The 20520-nt window shown below is 41.8% G+C and carries 18 protein-coding genes; 6 read left to right on the top strand and 12 right to left on the bottom strand.

Annotation, left to right across the window (positions count from 1 at the left end; genetic code table 11):
* Positions 1–52: 52 nt before the first annotated feature.
* From VB693_RS00300 to VB693_RS00270, 7 genes are all read right to left on the bottom strand, one after another.
* Entirely contained in the window at positions 53–325 is a 273-nt protein-coding gene (locus tag VB693_RS00300) for a hypothetical protein (protein ID WP_323264557.1), read from the bottom strand.
* Between the two features lie 14 nt (positions 326–339).
* The gene (locus VB693_RS00295; RefSeq protein ID WP_323264556.1) at positions 340–1434 is read right to left on the bottom strand and encodes a WD40 repeat domain-containing protein; all 1095 of its coding nucleotides are present in this window, start codon (positions 1432–1434) and stop codon (positions 340–342) included.
* 51 nt (positions 1435–1485) lie between these two features.
* Positions 1486–3495 carry a hypothetical protein gene (locus VB693_RS00290; protein WP_323264555.1) on the bottom strand — a complete coding sequence of 670 codons (2010 nt, stop codon included), beginning with the start codon at positions 3493–3495 and terminating at the stop codon, positions 1486–1488.
* A complete protein-coding gene (locus VB693_RS00285) occupies positions 3479–5164 on the bottom strand; it encodes an SIR2 family protein (RefSeq protein ID WP_323264554.1) in 1686 nt (561 codons plus the stop codon). The genes VB693_RS00290 and VB693_RS00285 overlap by 17 nt, the downstream gene beginning before the upstream one ends.
* Before the next feature lie 21 nt (positions 5165–5185).
* A complete protein-coding gene (locus tag VB693_RS00280; protein WP_323264553.1) occupies positions 5186–5647 on the bottom strand; it encodes a trypco2 family protein in 462 nt (153 codons plus the stop codon).
* Between the two features lie 78 nt (positions 5648–5725).
* Positions 5726–5965 (bottom strand): ketohydroxyglutarate aldolase, encoded by a 240-nt coding sequence (locus VB693_RS00275; RefSeq protein WP_190700000.1) that lies wholly within the window; start codon positions 5963–5965, stop codon positions 5726–5728.
* A 147-nt stretch (positions 5966–6112) separates the two neighbouring features.
* Positions 6113–7489, bottom strand: a complete 1377-nt coding sequence (locus VB693_RS00270; RefSeq protein WP_323264552.1) for a S8 family peptidase — start codon at positions 7487–7489, stop codon at positions 6113–6115.
* A 949-nt stretch (positions 7490–8438) separates the two neighbouring features.
* Between VB693_RS00270 and VB693_RS00265 the strand changes: the two genes are divergently transcribed.
* Positions 8439–9002, top strand: a complete 564-nt coding sequence (locus VB693_RS00265; protein ID WP_323264551.1) for an alpha/beta hydrolase — start codon at positions 8439–8441, stop codon at positions 9000–9002.
* A 149-nt stretch (positions 9003–9151) separates the two neighbouring features.
* Here the strand turns inward: VB693_RS00265 and VB693_RS00260 are convergent, their stop codons facing one another.
* On the bottom strand, positions 9152–10270 hold the full coding sequence (locus VB693_RS00260) for a ferrochelatase (RefSeq protein ID WP_323264550.1): 1119 nt from the start codon (positions 10268–10270) through the stop codon (positions 9152–9154).
* 501 nt (positions 10271–10771) lie between these two features.
* On the opposite strand from VB693_RS00260, the gene VB693_RS00255 reads away from it, so the two are divergent.
* From VB693_RS00255 to ilvB, 3 genes are all read left to right on the top strand, one after another.
* A complete protein-coding gene (locus VB693_RS00255; protein WP_323264549.1) occupies positions 10772–11320 on the top strand; it encodes a hypothetical protein in 549 nt (182 codons plus the stop codon).
* A 277-nt stretch (positions 11321–11597) separates the two neighbouring features.
* The gene (locus tag VB693_RS00250) at positions 11598–12863 is read left to right on the top strand and encodes an MFS transporter (protein WP_323264548.1); all 1266 of its coding nucleotides are present in this window, start codon (positions 11598–11600) and stop codon (positions 12861–12863) included.
* Positions 12864–13143: 280 nt separating this feature from the next.
* Positions 13144–15042, top strand: coding sequence for a biosynthetic-type acetolactate synthase large subunit (gene ilvB, locus VB693_RS00245; RefSeq protein ID WP_323264547.1), 1899 nt, complete (start codon positions 13144–13146; stop codon positions 15040–15042).
* Positions 15043–15259: 217 nt separating this feature from the next.
* Here ilvB and VB693_RS00240 read toward each other — a convergent pair whose 3' ends face one another.
* Entirely contained in the window at positions 15260–15589 is a 330-nt protein-coding gene (locus tag VB693_RS00240) for a hypothetical protein (RefSeq protein ID WP_190699978.1), read from the bottom strand.
* A gap of 503 nt (positions 15590–16092) precedes the next feature.
* Here VB693_RS00240 and modD point away from each other — a divergent pair.
* Positions 16093–17022: a ModD protein gene (modD, locus tag VB693_RS00235; protein ID WP_323264546.1), complete on the top strand. Its 930-nt coding sequence runs from the start codon at positions 16093–16095 to the stop codon at positions 17020–17022.
* An 89-nt stretch (positions 17023–17111) separates the two neighbouring features.
* Complete coding sequence (locus VB693_RS00230; protein ID WP_190699975.1) at positions 17112–17303, top strand: hypothetical protein; 192 nt, start codon at positions 17112–17114, stop codon at positions 17301–17303.
* A gap of 33 nt (positions 17304–17336) precedes the next feature.
* Here VB693_RS00230 and VB693_RS00225 read toward each other — a convergent pair whose 3' ends face one another.
* The 3 genes from VB693_RS00225 to VB693_RS00215 form a co-directional block, all read right to left on the bottom strand.
* A complete protein-coding gene (locus VB693_RS00225; RefSeq protein WP_323264545.1) occupies positions 17337–18440 on the bottom strand; it encodes a Gfo/Idh/MocA family oxidoreductase in 1104 nt (367 codons plus the stop codon).
* Positions 18441–18638: 198 nt separating this feature from the next.
* Entirely contained in the window at positions 18639–19106 is a 468-nt protein-coding gene (locus VB693_RS00220) for a DUF4870 domain-containing protein (RefSeq protein WP_190699969.1), read from the bottom strand.
* A 71-nt stretch (positions 19107–19177) separates the two neighbouring features.
* Positions 19178–20356 carry a DUF1822 family protein gene (locus tag VB693_RS00215; protein WP_323264544.1) on the bottom strand — a complete coding sequence of 393 codons (1179 nt, stop codon included), beginning with the start codon at positions 20354–20356 and terminating at the stop codon, positions 19178–19180.
* Positions 20357–20520 lie beyond the last annotated feature (164 nt).

The raw sequence follows: 20520 nt of genomic DNA, 5'->3' as shown, positions 1-20520 counted from the left end.
GGATTTTACGGGTTGTGCTAAATCTCATATAATTGCCTCTTGCCCCACTGGACTAAAAGAATATTTTTGGCCACTTGACTAAAAGAATATTTTTAGCATCTAGATCATCTTGCTGTGAAGATACAGGGCAATACGAGTCTATGAGTTCTTCTCCTCCCTGCTGTATATGTTTTCTCACTCTCACTAACCGCTCTTCTATTGTTAACTCTGAAATACTTGCCGCCTCTACTACAGCAGAATTGGACAAAACAGAACTAAAAATCATAGCAACGACTGATACTGTAAAGAGTGGCAAAACTTTGAATTTATAGTGCTTTGTTTTCATTAGGTCAAAACTCCCTATTTATATTGACAGAATGACAAATTCTTTTTTTCATTAGGATGGCTTGCTAGATAGTCCTTGAGCCAATCACAACCACTTGCTAGCAAGTTATCTAAATTATCGGCAACCTGTCGTTTCTCTTGTTGAATATCCCAGAAACGGACAATCCCGTTGCTGGAACCAGTAATCATGAGATTCTGATGGGGATTGAAACTGATGCTCAATACTGGCACTCGACCTGTGTAGCCTGGGAATTCTTCTTGTTTCTTACTCTGTATAGTCCACAGGCGGACAGTACCGTCAACGTAACCAGTGGCTAAGAGCTTCCCATCTGGGTTGAAACTGAGGCTCCAAACACTACCCTGATTTGGCAAAGTTAGAAGAGCCTTAAAAGGTTGGAGGTTTTGGAGATCCCACAGACGGACAGTACCGTCTTGGGAGGCAGTGGCTAGGAACTTCCCATCTGGGCTAAAGCTGAGGCCATAAACTGGTTGTTGAGAGACTTGAAATTCATTCTGTTTCTTACCTTGTGGAGTCCACAGGCGAACAATGCCGTCAACGGAACCAGTGGCTAAGAGCTTCCCATCAGATATGAAATTGAGGCTCAAGACTTGACCTCCCGGAACTGAGAATTCATTCTGTTGTTGACCATGTAAGGTCCACAGGCGGACAATGCCATCATCAGAGCTAGTGGCTAAGAGCTTTCCATCAGGGCTGAAGCTGAGGCTCAAGATTCTACCTCCGGGAACTGGGAATTGATTTTTTTGCTGACCCTGTAGCGTCCACAGACGGACAGTGCCGTCGGCGAAGCCAGTAGCTATGAGCTTCCTATTCTGGTTGAAACTCAGGCTATACATGCTACTCTGAGGCATTGGGTGGAGAATCAGGTGATTTTTTTCTCGGATGCTATTCAAAATTTTTTGTAAGACCTGGATTGAATTATTTTTGTACTCATTAATTCGAGGTGCGAGGAAGGGGTTCCAAATGAAAGATGGATCTTTCAAGGGCACTGTCAATTTATGTCCTGCCTGGATAGCCGTAATTAACCCATCAATTTGTCCAGGGAGTTGAGAGAGTTGGGCGGCAGTATAAGCATCCCAAGCTTTTTTCATCTCAGTATCTACCACTGATAATTGATGTATTTTGTTACCTGCATCCCAGAACTATGTCAAAATAATGATGGATAACAAAACACCTCCCCCAATTAAACTGCCTCTCCGAATCTGCTTTTCTGCTTTCTGTTTAACTTTTTCTTTTTCTTCTTTGAGCCTTTTTTCCAGTAAGTATCGATCGCGCCATTTTAAAATCGGTAAAGCTATGATGTCGTGGAAAATCTCATAGCGTTTTACATCTGAATGATGAGGGGCTTTGACTGTACGCAAGATGCGTTGTCTGTCGAGTTTGTCTAGCACCGATATGAGTTCACCTTGGTTCAGCCCTGTAGTCTCTGGCAAATCGAGGACAGGATAAGCAATCTTAGTGCCTCCTGCACTCACCAAGTATTTAAAGACAGTTGCCATAGCATTCCGTTCTCTGTCTGAGAGAATATTCATCTGTTCACTTAGATGCTCGTTAGCGATCCTTTGGGCGGCAGTTATATTCTTCTCTGGAATGCTGAATTGATTTAGTGTCTCTAACCGTAGGCAACGTGAGCCTTTTTTGCCAATCTCTTCTTTCCAGAGGCGTTCCATTACCAGTTCTAGAAAAGGAGCTTCAATTTCTATATTGTCTTGGGAGGTAGAAGGAATACTTATCCTACCCTGATCAGTTTCGATGAGAGAAACCATACCCACCTGAACCTGATTTAATACCTCCTCAACTAGTTCGGGTTCGATCGCGATCGCCTGGCTTGTTTTGTCGGTGGTTTCTTCAATCGGTTTGACTAAATCAGCGATCGCTGAGTCTTCTTCTAGTTCTTTAATACGCAAGTGGTTGTCAAAAATACCAGGTATGCGCTGTTCAAAATATTTGAGTAAACTTAATGCCTCATCACGGATGGCAATCAGGAAATGGACAGGTAGTTCAGCATAATTGACCGCACGGGCAAATTCGGCAACAAAGCTTCCTTCTCCCATGTCTGGCTGCTGATACTGGAAAAACTCTTCAAATTGGTCGAAGATGATAAAAAGTTTACCCTTTCCTTCTTTACCACCGATATGCTCCGCCCACTCCTGCAAGGTTTGAGCCAATGAAGTCCCGGCTTGAGGAACTTGGACATCGGGAAAGATTTTTCTGATGTCGTTATCCACCTGCTGTTTTAAATTAACGACCGGATTACCACGCCAGGAATTAAAAATAACAGTAGCTATTTGAGGTACGCTCTGATTGTGCAGATTTTGCTGGGCGATCTGCTGCAAGCGATGGACAACACCATACTTGAGGATGCGACTTTTTTCTATGCTAGGTATAGAAAGCAGAGTGAGTCGCGAGGTCATAAAGTGGTCTGTAATAATCTGTTGCAGGTTGTATTGCCCAATTGGCTTGACAATTGCGTCTCGTGCTGAGGGTCGGTCAAGACGCTGGAGTACCAGTTGATTGTCAAATATATTGATAATTCGTCCCTGGAAGTGATTGAGTTTAGCTAGAGCATCCTGGCGCATGGCAATGAGGAAATTGACCGACAAGCTGGGACGATTGACCCATCGAGGAAACTCATCGGCGAATGTTCCTTCCCCAGACTCCTGTGAGTGGTACTGAAAGAACTCCTCAAATTGGTCTAGAATAATGAAAATTTGACCTCTTTCTGGCTCTTCACTCAACATCTCTGTCCAGGTTTGCAGACTTTCGGTGATTGTTGCCTCATCTTTCAAGCTAGCCGGGTCAATTTTTAATGCTGCGGCAACAGAATGCCGAATCTCGGTTACTAGTAGCATCAACGGATTATCACTGTGCCAGGCATTGAACACAACAACAGCCCACAAAGGCCTACCATCATGCTCTTGTTGGTGTTGTTCGCCATCTCGGTGGAACTGGGGAACAACGCCAGCTTGCAAAATGGAACTCTTGCCTACTCCACTTTCCCCCAGCAGGACTGTCAGACGCGAAACCCGAAGATTTCTGGCGATCGCTCTTTTTTGCTCATCCCGTCCAAAAAAGAATGGTGCGTCTTTTTCTGAAAATGGATTTAAACCCAGGTAAGGTACTTCACCCATAGAATTAACTCCAAAGCTCATATAGGGACTTCTTGGGTGACAACTTTTCTATCCCATTGGCTAAGTCAGTACAGTAATCTTCTAAGCGACTATCGATCAGTTCTACCTGTCGCTTACTCCAGAAGGTTTTATCTAGCTCCCCTGGCTTCGATTGATGGATCATCCAAGATTTTTGCCCAACTAGCCGCTCTCCCCAAATTCGATTGATGATAACCCGCAGATCAGGATCGCTGGGGTTAAAACCCATAAACAAGATGTTATGACTTTCCCATAAAATTTCCAAAATATCCTTAGGCAGCAGTTGTCCAATCTCTCGGTAGGCTAAATAATTGATGTGGTGATCTTCAGTAATGACAAAATTGCACTGTTGACTCTCAATTAAATCAACTACGCCATAGAGTTTGAGAATAACTGGACGATCTTTTGCTTTGCTGATGACTTCCAATTGATTGGGCTTGTCAATGGGACGGGCTTTTTCTTCAAACGGCTTATATTTGAATCGACCACACACCTCTTCGCCTTCTGCTACATAGAACACTAAATCAAACGGTTGATTAGCTGCTCTAAAAGCCCGTTCCAACATATCATCGTAATTGGTGGTCACGATTAATTGATAAGGCAAAGGATATTGCTTTTCTTCCATTTTTTCAGGGAGATTAGCCCAGAACAAATAAAATCGACTAGGACTGTATTTCCCTCTCAAAAGTTCGTACAACCTTTCGTAAACATCCTTGATGCCGAAGGTAAGCTGGACATATTGAGCAAGGCACTGAAGATTCATCTTCGCCAGAGCAAGTGCCTGTTCGTTAGCGAGTGGACAAGCTGTAATTGTGCCTTGCAGCAGGGCTTTCTTGACAGGACAATCGGCTGGCAGATCATCTGCACTGACAAGGCAGAGTGGACACGGCGCACCTACTAAATCTTCATAGGGAGAGGTTATTCCTAAATTCTGGGCTAAGTAATCTGCTAGTTCAATTTCACTGAGTCTCTGATTCGTTAACTGTTCGTCAAACAAGTTAAACCCCGGGCCAATGAATGGAACTAATCTTCCGCTCTTTAAGGCGTTAATAATATTTAGGTAATGGTGAGTTGTCGGGGGATTTTCGGGAAGTCGTGGAACAGTTAAATTGGGTTGAGTATTTTCCTTAAAGTCGATCAAATCGTCCGGTATTCCCTCCAGATCGAGAGCAATACAACCAAAGTCATAGGCATCTTTATAGGTACGACCGGCAATTAGGGAGGCATAAAAACCGACGGCAAATTTAATGGCTGCTGTATCCTCAATCTGATTACTGATCCCAATCACGTAATGAATGTGTTCGTTGATTGCCTGAGCTTGAAATTCGGAATAGCAAGCATTCAAGAGAACACACTGAATTTCATTCCTAAATTGCTTAAATAGCCTTGCCAGAGCTTCTGCACTCACTAGCTGAGACTGTCCTGCTTCATTCTCAAAAACTAAACCTGCCTGCTTTCCATGCCCAGAAAAATGGACAATCTCTGGTTTTTCGGCTTCTAGAACCCGAATTAAGTCGCCAGGGTTCACTGCCAATTTAGGAATAATTTCAAACTTATCGCGATTTTTAGAGCGATCTAATTCTTGCTCGATCGCTTTAATTTCTTTATCTACCCGCAACCTGAGATGATTTTCTGGGCTGGCTGTTAAAATCAATATTTTTTTCTTAAACATTGAAGGTTCATTTTTATTTTGTTATCCACGCATTCTTTTGTTTTTAGTAGCTTTATTTGTTTCTTCTAGTTCTGTTTCGCTTAAATTAGTATTATGATCTTCCTCTTCTCCCCGCATTATCTTTCTCTTGATAGCTCTTTTTATTTCTATCAATTGATTTTCGGTTAAACTAGTTTTTATCTCTTCATTATTAAAAATTGGTACAAGGGTCACTTTTATAGTATGTATATCTTTTCTTTCTAGACTTCCAGATGCTTTACCACTAGCTTGGAATTCGCCGATTTTCAAGAAATCCACACCTAGTACACTAATTTTTAAGTCAGATTTTCCCATGACTTCGCCTTCAACTGAACCCACTTTTGAAACTGCTACATGAATCTCTAATTCTGCTTTTTCTAAAAAGAAGATTGGTGTATCTTCTGTGGGTTTCAAGTCCTCTTTGACTTGAGAAATAAATTCATTTAAGCTAATTTTGTTTGACATTTTAATTCCTACTCATGGGAAGTTTACTTTTGTAAGAATATAGAAATTTAGCCTCTGTATATAGTTTCTGGGCTATTATTATTGGACATCAGATTCCGGTGGTGCTAATTTATATTCTCGCGACAGTTCCACATGAGAGACTCCTTCAACTTGAGCAAGAGCATCCACTTTTTCAGAATCACATGAACCAGTTATAATTCCCAGATTCTCCAACAGTTGTCCAACATTCATTCCAGAAGACTCTAAGTTTTGAGCTACTTCCTGGATCTGATCTATGTATTTTTCATCAACTGCAATTGATAAATTAACATTTGACATATCAACAATTCCCTACCGCTTTCTGGAGTAGAACCTGCAATGCTTATCAGCTAAGTCGGCATTGCTAAAATAGGTACTCACCATCCCAAGGTATAGTCTAAGGATGGTTGAAGTACGGTCTTCAGGTGAGAAGATAGGAAAAATCTTCTAAGGTGCTTGAACAAGTCCAGCCCCAACATCTACTGAAGGTAAGGACAGTCTGAGAGCATTTTGAGTCAGTCGATTCCAGAGAACACGGCCAGTAGCTCCTATAGCCTCGGCATACAGAGCAGCTATACCAGCGACATGAGGTGTGGCCATACTCGTACCCGCCAATCTTCTATATCTGGTTGGCATCAGATAGCTTGAATGAACATCAATTCTCGAACTGCCCCCTGGTGTTCTCGGTTCAGCCCCAGGAGCGACAATATCGACCTGACCACCATTCGCATTCAGCCCAGCATTAGAAAAGTAAGCAACTTCCAGTTGAGAGTCAATCGCACCTACAGCCATGATCGAGGGACAATTAGCTGGGTGACTAACTGGCTCAACTATGCCTAAATGTCGCTCACTATCGTTACCAACTGCTGCGATAATTAACATCCCATTGCGGAGCGCACGATCAGCAACAACCTCAAATACCCCTGAGTACTGCTGTCCAGGGAATACACGCGCTCCCAGAGACATTGAGACAATTTGGCAGCCATTGGCGATCGCCCACTCAATGCCTGCTAAAATTTCGCTATCAGTCCCACGTCCCTGATTGCTTAACACTTTGCCTGCAAAGATTTCTGTTTCGTAACCAATGCCATAACGCGGGGGGATAGCAGGAGAAAAAGGACCACAAGCTGTACCGATACAGTGAGTTCCATGCCCGTTTCTATCTTGCACCTCTTGGTTAGGTATGAACGATTTGCTGATTATCCTCCGTCCGGCAAAATCAGGGTGAGTCAAGTCGAACCCTGTGTCGAGAACTGCAACTTTAATCCCCCGGCCACTAAATTTGGAATTGACGACTTTTGTGATTTGTAGTCCCCATGTTGCTATTGTTTCGTCCACCACCTGGATACCGGGCATAGGCAACATCCTGGTAGTACCATTTGTGGGTGCTAGATGATCTACGAGCCTATCCACAGCATCTCGGTAGCCTTTGAGGTATTCCATTGCCGGATTAGTGGTACTCCTGGGTGCTAGTTGTTCGACGATACCCCCCAATCCTTGACCGTTTAAAGCGTAAACAACTCTTTCTGCTTCAATGACAGCAATCGCACTACTTTCATCACTCGCCTGATGGAGTGACTGCAACTGTTCTGGGTCAAGAGTACAAACAGCAACACCTAAATTGTCAAATATCGTGGTATCCGTTTGCTCTAACTGATCTGCGGTAACGGCATTTTTTTCAAAGTCGGCTGCTCTAGCAACTCTCCTATTTCCAGTGTAATCACGCAGTGTGCGGATTCCTGAATCGGTTGCATTTTCACGCAATAATACTAAGTACCTGCCTGTTGTCTCCGACCCATTAATTGATGAGATGGGGCTAATCATAATTTTCTTCCCTTCTAGTTCTCTAGCGACTTAATTTGATTGCAAAGGGCAAAAGTGTTGTCCAAACTACTTATTGGTGCAGAGTAAACCTAAATTCTTTAAGAGGTTGTTTGAAGAGTCTATTTTTTTGTCATGTTGTAGCTTGCTTCAGAGAGAGCGAATGGTAATAGCTATTTAAGGTCTATAAACAAAAATTATTTCGCTCACAGATGAAGCATTTTGAACTTAAAAAGTATTGAGCAAAAGGACATATAGTTTAGGCAAATTCGCTAAAAAAGCGTCGAACATCTGCCTTTTAACTAGATGATATTTCACGATTATGATGTTTGCAAAAATTTAAGATTCTTCAAACAGGATTTTAGGTTTTGTCAATGCTTGTGCAATAACTATTTCCACTTTTAACTTCAGATTCTCATAGATTAATAACAGTTAAACCTCTTACTTAAGGTGGAAACTTATTTAAGAATATGACACTGCCTACTGCAACAGTAAAAACATTGTCAGCAAGCATTTTGGCATTTTACCTAGGTTAAATTAATCAATAGCAGGCAAAAATAATATATCGAATGGCTTCTTCCTAAAGTAGTAAAAGAAGTTCTGGTAAGCAATAAAACAAAATCCTACACAGGTTTCGTACGGAGATTGAACTTAGACATGAGCGAAAAAGATCAGGCTGCTCATATGCCAATAAGGTTTAGTTAAGCGTAAAAGTCATGTATGCAACTGACACAATCAGTCTCAATGGATCGGTAAAACCGATACAAGTATACAGTCCAAAACAATGCTTCAGATAGACTCACACACAAAGGAATATTTGCTTTTTTTCCCAAAGCAAAATAACTTCTGAAAAACTTTAATTTATTTAGATAACCTAGTAAATGTATTGCCCCTAATCGCACTTGATATTTTCACGCTTGTGTCTGCTTTATCTACTAGGAAGGTTAACAAGATGCAGATTTTTTCACGTTTGCTGCAATTTCAAAAATCTCCGTTCAAGCAATTATTTGCTCAAACAGCAGCTTTAGGAATGAGCATTGGGGTTTTCCTCTCAAATACTCATGCTTATGCTGCTGAACAGGTTATTTTAAAATATGGCAATTTTCAAACTCCCATCTCTGTTCAAGAATTAAATCAATTTGCAGTTACAGGTGAAACTACACCAGCCCTCTTAGCTTATTTCCAGACATCTCAACAAGACCCAGATTTAGCTCGTAAAGCACTCCAAGATGGAATTAAGGCTAATCCTGCTCTTTTAAATAGTTTGCTTTCTAGTTGGACAGGCCCAATTTTGGTTTCTCAAATTGGGGAAGTACTTCATCCTCCCTCAAAACCACTAGACCAAAAAGCACTCCGAAGTGCTGTAACTGCATCTATTCAGCAAGATGGTGAAGTTACCCTACTTGGAGCTATTCGTAATTATCCAGAGGCTACTGTCGAAGTGCAAGGAGAAAAGATTCTCCCTGTTTATCAACGACTTAACGACTTGGCGAAAATCTTCGGATTTACAGGTTAAAAGTTAAGCAGAGACGCAACCCAATACGATTTGCTTAAAAAGTTGAAGGGTATGGGGCGTAGTCCAAGACTGTTTTCCCCATACCCTACACCTTAAACCCTACAACCCTTTCATCTTTGTGGTACTTTTTAAACTTTTTACCATCCGATTTAGTGATGGTGATGGTGATGATGATTAGTAGTTACCTGTGGATTTACAGTGACTGCCTGCTGATTTTGTAACTCAGCAATATGACTACTTGCCCATTGTGCAACCATTGCCAAAAACTCTGGATGGTCGTTAACACAAGACATTTGTACATAATCCACATCGGGATACTTTTTCTCTAAAGCATGAATGATGTGGTGTACATCCAATAAAGTTTCGTGGTTTTCTGTGGCAAAACCAATAGGCATAAAGATTATTGCTTTTGCACCCAATTGAATCAAGTTATTGGCTGCTTGTGTTGCATTTGGTTGTGTCCATTCAATTAATGGTGTGTCGTGATTCAGCCAACCTACCGAAATTAAAGGATAGCGATTGATTAACTCATCCCGCACCAAATCATACAATGCTTGACTTTCGGTAATACCGGAGGTGAATCCTTTGGCTTTATGAGGACACCCATGATTCATCAATACAATACCGATTTGAGAAGGTAAATAGGTTGCTGCTAAATCAGCGTTAATTTTCTCTTCAACTAGATGCGCCATCAAATGAATATATTTCGGCTCATTATAAAAAGACGGAATATAACGCAGTCCTTTGACCCAATGGTTGTCACCATCAGTCATTTCCGCTAGAGCTTTATTAACTTGCTCGATCGCAATCCCACTAGTGAAGATAGAATCAACCACCAGTAGCGGGTAAATCAGAATTTTATCAAAGCCTTGGGCTTTAATTTCTGCGAGAACTTGTTGTGGTAAAAACGGAGCGCAAAAATTAAAAGCTTTGAAAACTTGGATGCTATTACCCCATTGAGCTTGTAATTCTTGTTCAAGACCAGCGCGTTGCTTTTCAAAGATGGCATTGTGGGGAGAGATAAAATCGTGGTGCTGGTGTCCCCACTCGTGGCGGTCAAATAATGCCAATAATTTTGCTAAAGGTGGATAAATCCAGGTTGGTACAGGTGCAAATTTTGCTGTAAGTAGATTTAAAGCTTGTTCGTTGTAGTTGGCGAAATCTTCGTAGCTTTCGACTTCACCATACCCCATGAGCAACACTGCTACTCGGTCGTGAGTTGATAAATGTTCCTGGGTGTTTTGTAATTTTTCCGGCGTGGCAACCACAATGAGTTCCTCAATATAAACCAGAATTCAGAGCCAAATCAGCAGCTATGACAAAGCTGGAGTTCACTCTAATTAATAAACTATTATCCCATCCAGGGGGATGGGATAACCACAAAATTGATAATAATACATCAAAAGACATACTAGTGTTATTACTTGATACCGAGTGTTAAAGAGGGTTAAAGAATGGAAACTGGGGAGAAGGTGATAGGTGACAGGTGACAGGTGACAGGTGACAGGTGACAGGTGACAGGATGGGGATTTTAGATTTTGCGGAAAGTTCTGTAGGCGGGTTTCCCAACCTAGGAACGCCACTTGCTACAAGCCGATAAACCCTTTCGGCAGTTCCTTTTGGGCGAAACCCCCTTTCCTATGGGACGCTTTGCGAACACCAACGCAGTGGCTCAACTTTTCAAGACGGTTTTAGATTGAAACTCAATCCAAAATCCACTTATTGAGTCGCCCAATGCTCAATGCTCATTGACTAATGACTATTAACTAATGACTATAATTATTTGCCCTGGAATCCATGAGACAGAATTAACTGAAAGCTTTATTTCAGGGTGCAGTCAAGATAGAAACAATATATTAGTTGTGCCAGTGGAGGGGGTTTTAGCTTTATCAGGATTTCATATTTGGCAGTTTCTGCACGATCGCCTGCACAATAGGCTAGAATCGCCAGTTATATTCGTCAGCTTCAGTGCTGGTGTAGTTGGAGCGATCGCGGCTGCTACACAATGGCAAATTATGGGAGGTCATGTCCAAGCCTTTATTGCTATCGACGGATGGGGAGTACCATTATGGGGAAATTTTCCCATTCATCGTCTTAGCCATGATTATTTTACTCATTGGAGTTCATTATTACTTGGTAGTGGGCAAGATAACTTTTACGCAGAGCCATCAGTTGATCATTTAACCATGTGGCGATCGCCCCAAAATGTACAAGGCTGTTGGGCAGATTCCTCCCAAGGTGAAATTACCACCCCAAAAACCCGTCTAACAGCAGCCGAATTTCTGCATTTATTATTAAAACGTTATGAAGAAAAATAATCCGGAAAACAGTATAAGCACACAGGAGTGAGAAATAAAGGATATTGGGCAGGAGTGACGATCATCCAAGGAAGGAAGTAGGTGACAGGTGATAGGTGACAGGTGACAGGTGACAGGTAATAGGGCAAACAAAGTAACCGAAAGGATGTAAATAATCCCCAATCCCCGATCCCCAATCCCCAGTCCCTAATCCCCAGTTATTTAATTTTGAATTTTGAATTTTGAATTTTGAATTGATTTGTCCCCATCTACCCTAGTTAAAATACCAAAGTGACCCATGTTTCCAACTGAACCTGCTGCCGTCAATAATGGGTTTGGCGCACTGCTAAAAAATCGGAATTTTATGCTCCTGTGGATGGGACAGTTGTTATCCCAGTTAGGAGATAAAGTCTTCTTTGTCCTAATGGTGGCTTTGCTGGAGAATTACCCACCGCTTCCTGGTTTAGCAGAAAACTCCATGTACTCAATTTTGATGGTGGCATTTACTCTACCTGCAATTGTATTGGGTTCTGCTGGTGGTATTTTTGTTGACCGCTTCTCTAAAAAGCTCATCCTAGTTGGCTCAAATATATTACAGGCAATATTGGTGCTGTTAATAGCGTTTTCACCAAAAGAATTTCTGTTGTTTTTAGTCCTGACTTTTGCGATTTCTGCCTTGGCACAGTTTTTTGCCCCAGCCGAACAAGCGGCTATTCCTGTGTTGGTACGGAAAGAAAATTTTATGGCAGCCAATGCTCTGTACAGTAGCACCATGATGGGGGCTTTAATTGTCGGTTTTGCTATTGGAGAACCAATATTGAGTTTGGCGAAGTCTTGGTTGGGAGCAGGCTATGGTCAACAAGCCGTGGTGGGTGGGTTATATATAGTGTCAGCAATTGCCTTTCAGTTAGTAGATTTTAAATCAGAACACAAATCTGTGAGCGATCGCCGGTCAGTAATCGATCCTTGGGCTGATTTGAAAGAAGGCTTGCGCTATCTCAAAAAAAATCGTCTGGTATTGAATGCCATGCTGCAACTAACTACTTTATATTGTGTATTTGCAGCTTTAATGGTTTTGGCAATTAGATTAGCAGCAGATTTCGGGTTAAAAGAAAAACAATTTGGCTTTTTCTTAGCAGCAGCAGGGGTAGGTATGGTGTTAGGTGCAGCTATTTTAGGTCACTGGGGCGATAAATTTCATCACAAACCCCTACCCCTAATCGGATTTTTGGTGATGGCGTTGGTTTTAGGCGTATTCACTTTTACTCACAGTCTTTTGCTAGCTTTAGGACTTTGTGCATTGTTAGGTATAGGTGCTTCCTTAATCGGTGTGCCGATGCAAACCCTAATTCAACACCAAACACCACCTACCATGTATGGTAAGGTGTTCGGCTTCCAAAATCATGCAGTGAACATTGCCCTATCATTACCTTTAGCTATTACCGGGCCATTAACTGATGCTCTAGGTTTGAGAACTGTATTAATAGGAATGAGTTTTGTAGTCGCAACCGTCGGCGTTTGGGCATGGAAAAACACCCGTCGAGTTTTGCAAGATGTGATTTAGTGATTATTCATTGGGTTTTTTCCTTCCCTATCACCTGTCTCCTGTCCCCTGTCACCTGTCACCTCATAAGTCAGGGAAAATTAACTAATATTACCCGCCGTAATCCTACACTAAAATCATGGGTTATCTTGTATAGTCCACTCCTAAGCATGATACAGATATATCAGCTACACTCTAAAGACAGAAATTTCAGTTATAACTTAGTTGAAGTTTTACCCTAAAATTGACATATTAAATACAGAAATTCCAGATTAACTTAGCTATCCTCTGAGGTTTGATCGTGACTGTGAGCTTGCCTTCCCCGACTAGTCCCTCACAAACAGAGCAACACACCCAGTCTGCCAGCTCTACTTCATCAGTTGTGACCCCAAAACGGGCAACTGGTGGCTTTGCGCTACTGGATAGCCTCCTGCGCCACGGTGTTGAGTATATTTTCGGCTATCCCGGTGGAGCAATTCTGCCGATTTATGATGACCTGTACAAAGTAGCAGAAAATGGTCTTCTTAAGCACATTCTCGTCAGGCATGAACAAGGGGCTGCTCACGCTGCTGATGGTTATGCCCGCGCAACTGGCAAAGTAGGTGTGTGCTTCGGTACTTCTGGCCCTGGGGCGACTAACTTGGTGACAGGTATCGCTACGGCTTACATGGATTCGATTCCAATGGTAATTGTCACAGGACAAGTACCTCGGAAAATGATCGGTACAGATGCTTTCCAAGAGACAGATATTTACGGCATTACTATACCAATAGTCAAACACTCCTATGTAGTGCGTGAACCTGCTGATATGGCACGCATTGTCGCTGAGGCGTTTCATATTGCTAGTACAGGTCGTCCAGGGCCAGTTTTAATTGATGTACCTAAAGATGTGGCCTTTGAAGAATTTGACTATGTACCTGTAGAAGCAGGTACAGTCAAGTTACCGGGTTATCGTCCAACGGTGAAGGGTAATCCCCGGCAAATTAATGCCGCAATTCAACTAATTCAAGAAAGCCGTCGTCCTCTACTGTATGTCGGTGGTGGTGCGATCGCTTCTGGCGCACACGCAGAAATTCAAGAACTAGCTGAGTTATTTAATATCCCCGTCACAACTACCTTGATGGGTATCGGGGCTTTTGATGAACACCATCCCCTGTCTTTAGGGATGCTAGGGATGCACGGTACAGCTTATGCTAACTTTGCCGTGACAGATTGTGATTTGCTGATTTGTGTGGGTGCAAGATTTGATGACCGCGTAACCAGCAAATTAGATGAATTTGCCTCCCGCGCCAAAGTCATTCACATCGACATCGACCCCGCAGAAGTCGGTAAAAACCGCGTCCCGGAAGTACCCATTGTTGGTGATGTGCGGAGAGTTTTAATTGACTTGTTGCGTCGCTGTAAACAAGCAGGAGCAAAAACTACACCCAACCAAAATATAGAATGGCTCAATTTAGTCAATCGTTGGCGAGAAGAGTACCCCTTAGTTGTACCCCAACATCTTGACAGCATTGCACCCCAAGAGGTGATTGTCGAAGTTGGTCGCCAAGCACCCCACGCTTTCTATACTACTGATGTTGGTCAACATCAAATGTGGGCAGCACAATTCCTCAAGAATGGCCCTCGACGCTGGATTTCTAGTGCCGGGTTGGGAACGATGGGTTTTGGTTTACCTGCGGCTATTGGTGCAAAGGTAGCTTTTCCTGATGATCAAGTCATCTGTATTAGTGGTGATGCTAGTTTCCAAATGTGTTTGCAAGAATTGGGAACTGCTGCACAATATGGCATTAATGTCAAGACCATAATTATCAACAACGGTTGGCAAGGGATGGTACGCCAGTGGCAACAAGCCTTCCACGGCGAACGCTACTCATCCTCAAATATGGAAGTAGGGATGCCAAATATTGAACTGTTGGCACAAGCCTACGGTATTAAGGGGATAATTGTAACTGAGCGTGAGCAATTAAAAGATGCGATCGCACAAATGTTAGCCTACGATAGCCCCGTAATTTTGGATGTTCACGTCACCAGAGACGAAAACTGCTATCCAATGATAGCTCCTGGTAAGAGTAATGCTCAGATGATTGGTCTACCCAAGCAACCACCAAAAACAAATGTAGAACCAATCTATTGCAGCCATTGCGGGACAAAAAACTTACCAGATCATAACTTCTGTTCTGAGTGCGGGACTAAGTTGTAACTAGTTTTTGTTCTAGCCAAGTCTCTAAAATTCAACCATAGAACCCCGGTTTCTTTAAGAAACCGGGGTTCTATTTATTTATGAGTGATAGTTTTTTGAACCTTAACAAGACTTACGCAAAAACTCTCTCAAATCCTTATTTCTCTGTGTTCTCTGCGCCTCTGTGGTATGCGCTACGCGAACGTTATTCCGTAATTTGTGCGTAAGTCCTACTTAATTACGAATCCAAAATGGCATTTAAATTATAAATCGTCATATCTGGTGGTAATTCAGGCTGTGGTATAGGTTCTAAACTAGCACTGATACCATTTTTGATTTCTACCTCACAGACTGCTAAATGCAAATCAAAATTTAATTCCCGCATAATTTGCCGGGCTTGTTCAGCGTACCACTCAGGGAAAGAACGGATTAATATACTTGACTCAATTACCTCATAATCTGCGTCAATTTCTTCAGACTCATCTCGCAGTAGAGGAGGTATATCATTTGTCAGCTTATTTAAGCTGGGCAATTGTTGCTGATTTGTATTAACTCGGTAAAAAGGCATAAGCAATTCAAGATTAAAAATATTTTACGGGATGTTGCTAACAAATTTAAAGTTAAAACATCCTTTGAAGGACAGTTGATTCAGGATAAGTACCATCATTATCTGGTTACTGAGTTCTTCTCAATACTTTTAATTTTGTTAGAAGACTCCGTAACATGAAACTTTTGAGTTATGGATTTCAATCTAACTTTCATAGGTTGAAACCCTAGAGTTTTGACGATTTAGGCTTTTTTTACAGCTAATGATTCTAAATTTTGGCGAAGGTATTGTTTATGTTAGTGCCAAGTTTATAGGTTGGCAATATTATCAACCTGGTAAAAACAGGCAGAAGTAACTAGCCAGTACAAAATTTAACTCAGCACGGACTACTCTAACAGCACTTTTGCCCAAAAATCTTGTTAAGAAAAGTAACAAAAATTATTCGCCTACATAACTGCATATAAATTATCAAAAAATAAAAAACAGCACAGACGCTGAACTCGGACTGAGAATAAAGTGAAGAAATGGGTTCAATAGGTCTAAATTTGAGATTAAGTACATCGGCGCAAATTGTTCCCTTCCTCCACAAGCCATCATTAAAGCCTACTATGCGTATTTGTTTGTCTGACGAGGCAATTACCAATTTAATTGCTGAAGATGTTCCCTATTTTGACTTGACAACTTTGGGACTGGGTATTGGTAAGGAACAGGGAAAAATAGAATTTTATACTCGCCACCCCATGACTGTCTGCGCTACGGAAGAAGCGGTGAGGGTGATGCAGCAGTGTGGAGCGATCGCCTATTTCTCTGTAGAAAGTGGTACTTATTTAGAGGCAGATCAATTAATTTTGGCAGCTACAGGTAGTGCAGAATCTCTACACATTGCCTGGAGAATAGCATTAAATTTGCTGGAATATACTTCAGGAATAGCCACGCGCACCGATGAATTTGTGAAGGCGGCAAAAACAGTCAATCCGGCTATTTCTGTTGTGACTACGCGCAAGGTATTTCCAGGAACTAGAGCATTAATGATGAAGGCGATCGTTGCGGGTGGTGCGCTACCTCATCGCCTGGGACTCTCGGAAAGTATTCTGATTTTCAAGCAGCATTTAGTCTATATGGGGGGTCTGTCTGGATTGCTGGAACAGATAACTTCCCTGAAGCAGCGATTTCAAGAACATAAAATCTGTATTGAAGTGGAAACTGTAGAAGATGCTTTGGTAGTGGCTGCAAGTGGAGTTGATATCATCCAACTTGATAAGATGCCATTGGGTACACTCAAGGAGCTAGCCCAGAATCTTAAACAACGGTATCCTGATATTAAACTGGCAGCAGCCGGCGGTATTACACTCAATAATGTCCAGGAATATGCCGCCACTGGGGTAGATTTATTGGTTACAAGTTCTCTCTATTTTGGTAAGCCGGCGGATATTGCAGCGAAGATGTCATCATAATTCCTAAGTATCTCCTCACAAGTTCTTCAATCTTTTCTCGTAAGTTTAAGAAAGAGAGATAAATCAAGGATGCCTACCGAGTGAGTATGATGAAAAAAGATGATATGGATGTTTTAGAAGCGTTAATAGATAAGTTGACATTAGCTGCAATTCTAGAGATGTTAGAGCGCATATGCCACAAGAAAGCTGAAAATCTCAGAAGTCATTGGCAGGATGAGATTACAGCAAAGCTGTGGGAGAAAGCTGCTAGGCATATAGAACAGCTAAATGTAGATGTTTAAACGCGGAGGAGCGCGGAGGTGAACGGAGTATTTTTAAGTGAAATTTGGCACTTCTACCCAGCTTGAGGTGTGATGGGATTGATGGGATAAATCCATTAATAACTGTGAGTAAACGCCTTCTTTTAGGGATGGTATTGTTTGTTGCTTAGTATCAATTCCTTGTACCCATTGATTAATTACTCGCAAAAATGCACAAATGCGTCCATCAGGGTAATGTTGGGGGAATAGTAATCTTTGGGGAATTTCGATTTCTTGGAGGGGTTGGCCTGGGTGAGAACCCCAGACGTTAAAGCCATGTATGTAATCTTTTTGGTTGTCGCTGCCTATGATTAGAGTACCGCGATCGCCATACACTTCTACCGAATGTGTCCGGGAAGCATGAACTACGGCACTGATAGCAACTTGGCAAGGTGTACCGTTGGCTAATTCTAAGGACAGCAAACAGGTGTCATCTGTCTCTACTGGCTTTAATTCACCGCTAGCAGGTTCAACTCGCGCGGGAATAGCAGTAGTCAAATGGGCGTTTAATCTCTTGACTGGGCCAAATAACCAATAAATGTAATCGAAGGCGTGAGAACCTAAAGAACCCAATGCACCGCCTCCTTTCTCTTGAGAGGAATACCAATTCCACGGGCGGGAAGTGTCAGCACGGGAAGAACCTAACCAATCAATTTTAATTAGGCGTTGGTTGCCTACATAGTCTGATGTCAATAATTCAGCGAAAAGTTGCCAGGCTGGGACAAAGCGAAATTCAAAGTCTACGGTAGCAATTACACTTTGTTTTTGGGCTAATTGATACAGTTCTTTGGCTTCAGCAAAATTTAATGTTACGGGCTTTTCTAGTAGTAAATGTTTCCCTGCTTGTAATACTTGTTTTGCCATTTCGTAATGAAGAAAGGGCGGTGTTGAGATGCTAACTGCTTGTACTGTTGGTAAGGCTAGAATATGAGCAATTGTGTCGCACGCGTGGGGAATATTATTAGCTTCGGCAATGGCTTTGGCTTTATTAATATCGCGGTGATAAATAGCAACTATTTCTGTACGATGATGGGCTTGAAATGCGGGAATGTGGACTTTTTGACCGAATCCAGTCCCGACAATTGCTACACCAATTTTATTTTGTGATTCTAAAGTCATTACTCTTACTAATTATAAATTTTGGCTGGGTTGAATAAGAGTATGATTATCTCACGCAGAGGCGCAGAGAGAAAGAGGAGTTTTTTCTTCGGCGTTGCATGAATGCGGTATGGGTTGGGATTATTAGCTAATGGTAAACCTAGATGATACTTGCCTACTCTGGGGGTTCTGCCTTGCAGTATGTGTGAAGCAAGATTATTACTTTAAAAGTCGCATGGTAAAGGGATAGCGGTAATGTTCGCCGTTATATGCTTTGGTGGCAGCGAAGGTTACTAGGAATAATTGTAATAAAAATAGGGCGATAATGAAAGACATCCAAATAAATAATAAGCTGTCTAAAACTGTATTTACTTGATTGATTTCACCATTCGTAGCTAATGCAATACCACAACTAGCTAGCACTAGTAGTAAAGAAATCATGATAATAATTACAATATAAAAAGTTAATGTAATTTGAAAATTTAAAGATTCTTTTCCTTGAAAGTTAACCCAGGGATATTTTATTTTTCTTATTTGCCAAATGATGAGCGGGGCAGCGATGTTTAGGGGTATAAATAAAGGAATACCCGATAAAATTAAGGCAAATAATAGTATCCATGCTAACAATGCTGAGAGATGACACAACATAGCCCAGACACGCATTTGTTGGTTGTATTGTTCTCTCATAGCTTGTAATCTCATGTGGACAGAGAAAGAATATTTATCCACATTATCAATAAAAAAAGACTCCCAACAGCTTAGAATCTTAAAATTTCTTGGTCATAATTTTCTGGTAGGGGTTCTACTTCCCAAACTATACCTTCGCCAGCATCTAGGGCAACTTCAACGTAAAGTTGTTCTACGGCGGTTGTGGCTATATCTTCATTATTGGGAAATGGTTGTAAGTCTTCTGTGAGGAGTCTCAGTTTAAAGCCGCCAGGAATGACTGCGCCGACTGTTGCATTGCGTAATTCAAACCGCCAAGATGGTTCTTCTGGTTCGCCTTGGGGTGAAATTAATAGTTCGTAGGTTTGACCGGCGATCGCTAATCTACGAGATAATGTTGCTCCTGGTTGTATTCCTTCTACACTCCTCGCGCCAGCTGCACTTAATTGTAAGTTCAATTTTCCCCAACCTATCGCCTCAGCCGTTTGGGAAACACCATCTTGCAACCATTGCAGCACTGAACGCTGTTCTGGTAGTCCTAGGCGGCGTTCATATAGGCTTTTGCGCCAGCCTCCATGTTCCATCAGTCCCCCCCACAATTCAAAAGGGACGGCTAACCGGGGGGTAATAACTTCGGGGTTTCCTAAACGGGTAATTAAGTTTTGAACTTGGGCTAGAGGTAAGGTAGGTAAAGTTGCCAGTTGGCTGCGTGTGGCTGTCTGGGAACAAAATTGTAATTCCACAGGTAACACACTGATGTCAGTGGTTATATCACTCGCATCTAAAGTATAAGTGCGATCGCCTGCGTCATATTTACCTTGATTTTTCAGTTGTGCGTGACTACAGTAACCCCAAACCCTAACGTAGCCTGCATCCGGTTCTACTTGCACCGCTAAATAATAATCCCCCACCCAACTTGGTAAATCTACCCATTCTTGAGGTACACGTAATTCACTTAAATCAATATTTTCACTGGGAACTAAAATAAATTTAGTTACGTCTAAAGTGACGGCAGTTCCATTTACCAGTTCCCAAATGCTGGCTAGAGAATTGGTATAAGGCCAAACTTTTGCTTGGCGTGTAAAATCTTCTTGCAACCACGGCAAGACTGCACTCAAGCAAATTTCATTTAAATAGGCTTGATACCAGGAACTGGGATGTGAAAACGACTGACTAGCAGCTATATTTACTTGATTTTGGGGATAATTAGGAACTTCTAAAATCAAGTCTGTTGAGTCAGCAAAGGTGAATACAGTAGGGTTAGCAGTCATGAGGGACACTCCGGGGGGATCAATTCAAAATTCAAAATAGCCTGTGGCAAGTCTTGCGCCTACAAAATTCAAAATTAAGAATTTTTTGGATAATTAGCTATTTCTCGAACAGACGTAAAAATCTACAAATCTTAATAATCAATTTTCGACTGTTTTAGCATAGT

The organism is Anabaena sp. UHCC 0399, from assembly GCF_034931465.1.
GTDB lineage: Bacteria > Cyanobacteriota > Cyanobacteriia > Cyanobacteriales > Nostocaceae > Trichormus > Trichormus minutissimus.
This window is presented reverse-complemented; position numbering and strand designations above follow the sequence as displayed.

Coding starts and splice junctions, on each gene's coding strand:
- VB693_RS00300 (WP_323264557.1), bottom strand. CDS start 325: ATGAAAACAAAGCACTATAAATTCAAAGTTTTGCCACTCTTTACAGTA.
- VB693_RS00295 (WP_323264556.1), bottom strand. CDS start 1,434: ATGAAAAAAGCTTGGGATGCTTATACTGCCGCCCAACTCTCTCAACTC.
- VB693_RS00290 (WP_323264555.1), bottom strand. CDS start 3,495: ATGAGCTTTGGAGTTAATTCTATGGGTGAAGTACCTTACCTGGGTTTA.
- VB693_RS00285 (WP_323264554.1), bottom strand. CDS start 5,164: ATGTTTAAGAAAAAAATATTGATTTTAACAGCCAGCCCAGAAAATCAT.
- VB693_RS00280 (WP_323264553.1), bottom strand. CDS start 5,647: ATGTCAAACAAAATTAGCTTAAATGAATTTATTTCTCAAGTCAAAGAG.
- VB693_RS00275 (WP_190700000.1), bottom strand. CDS start 5,965: ATGTCAAATGTTAATTTATCAATTGCAGTTGATGAAAAATACATAGAT.
- VB693_RS00270 (WP_323264552.1), bottom strand. CDS start 7,489: ATGATTAGCCCCATCTCATCAATTAATGGGTCGGAGACAACAGGCAGG.
- VB693_RS00265 (WP_323264551.1), top strand. CDS start 8,439: ATGCAGATTTTTTCACGTTTGCTGCAATTTCAAAAATCTCCGTTCAAG.
- VB693_RS00255 (WP_323264549.1), top strand. CDS start 10,772: ATGACTATAATTATTTGCCCTGGAATCCATGAGACAGAATTAACTGAA.
- VB693_RS00250 (WP_323264548.1), top strand. CDS start 11,598: ATGTTTCCAACTGAACCTGCTGCCGTCAATAATGGGTTTGGCGCACTG.
- VB693_RS00240 (WP_190699978.1), bottom strand. CDS start 15,589: ATGCCTTTTTACCGAGTTAATACAAATCAGCAACAATTGCCCAGCTTA.
- modD (WP_323264546.1), top strand. CDS start 16,093: ATGGGTTCAATAGGTCTAAATTTGAGATTAAGTACATCGGCGCAAATT.
- VB693_RS00230 (WP_190699975.1), top strand. CDS start 17,112: ATGAAAAAAGATGATATGGATGTTTTAGAAGCGTTAATAGATAAGTTG.
- VB693_RS00225 (WP_323264545.1), bottom strand. CDS start 18,440: ATGACTTTAGAATCACAAAATAAAATTGGTGTAGCAATTGTCGGGACT.
- VB693_RS00220 (WP_190699969.1), bottom strand. CDS start 19,106: ATGAGAGAACAATACAACCAACAAATGCGTGTCTGGGCTATGTTGTGT.
- VB693_RS00215 (WP_323264544.1), bottom strand. CDS start 20,356: ATGACTGCTAACCCTACTGTATTCACCTTTGCTGACTCAACAGACTTG.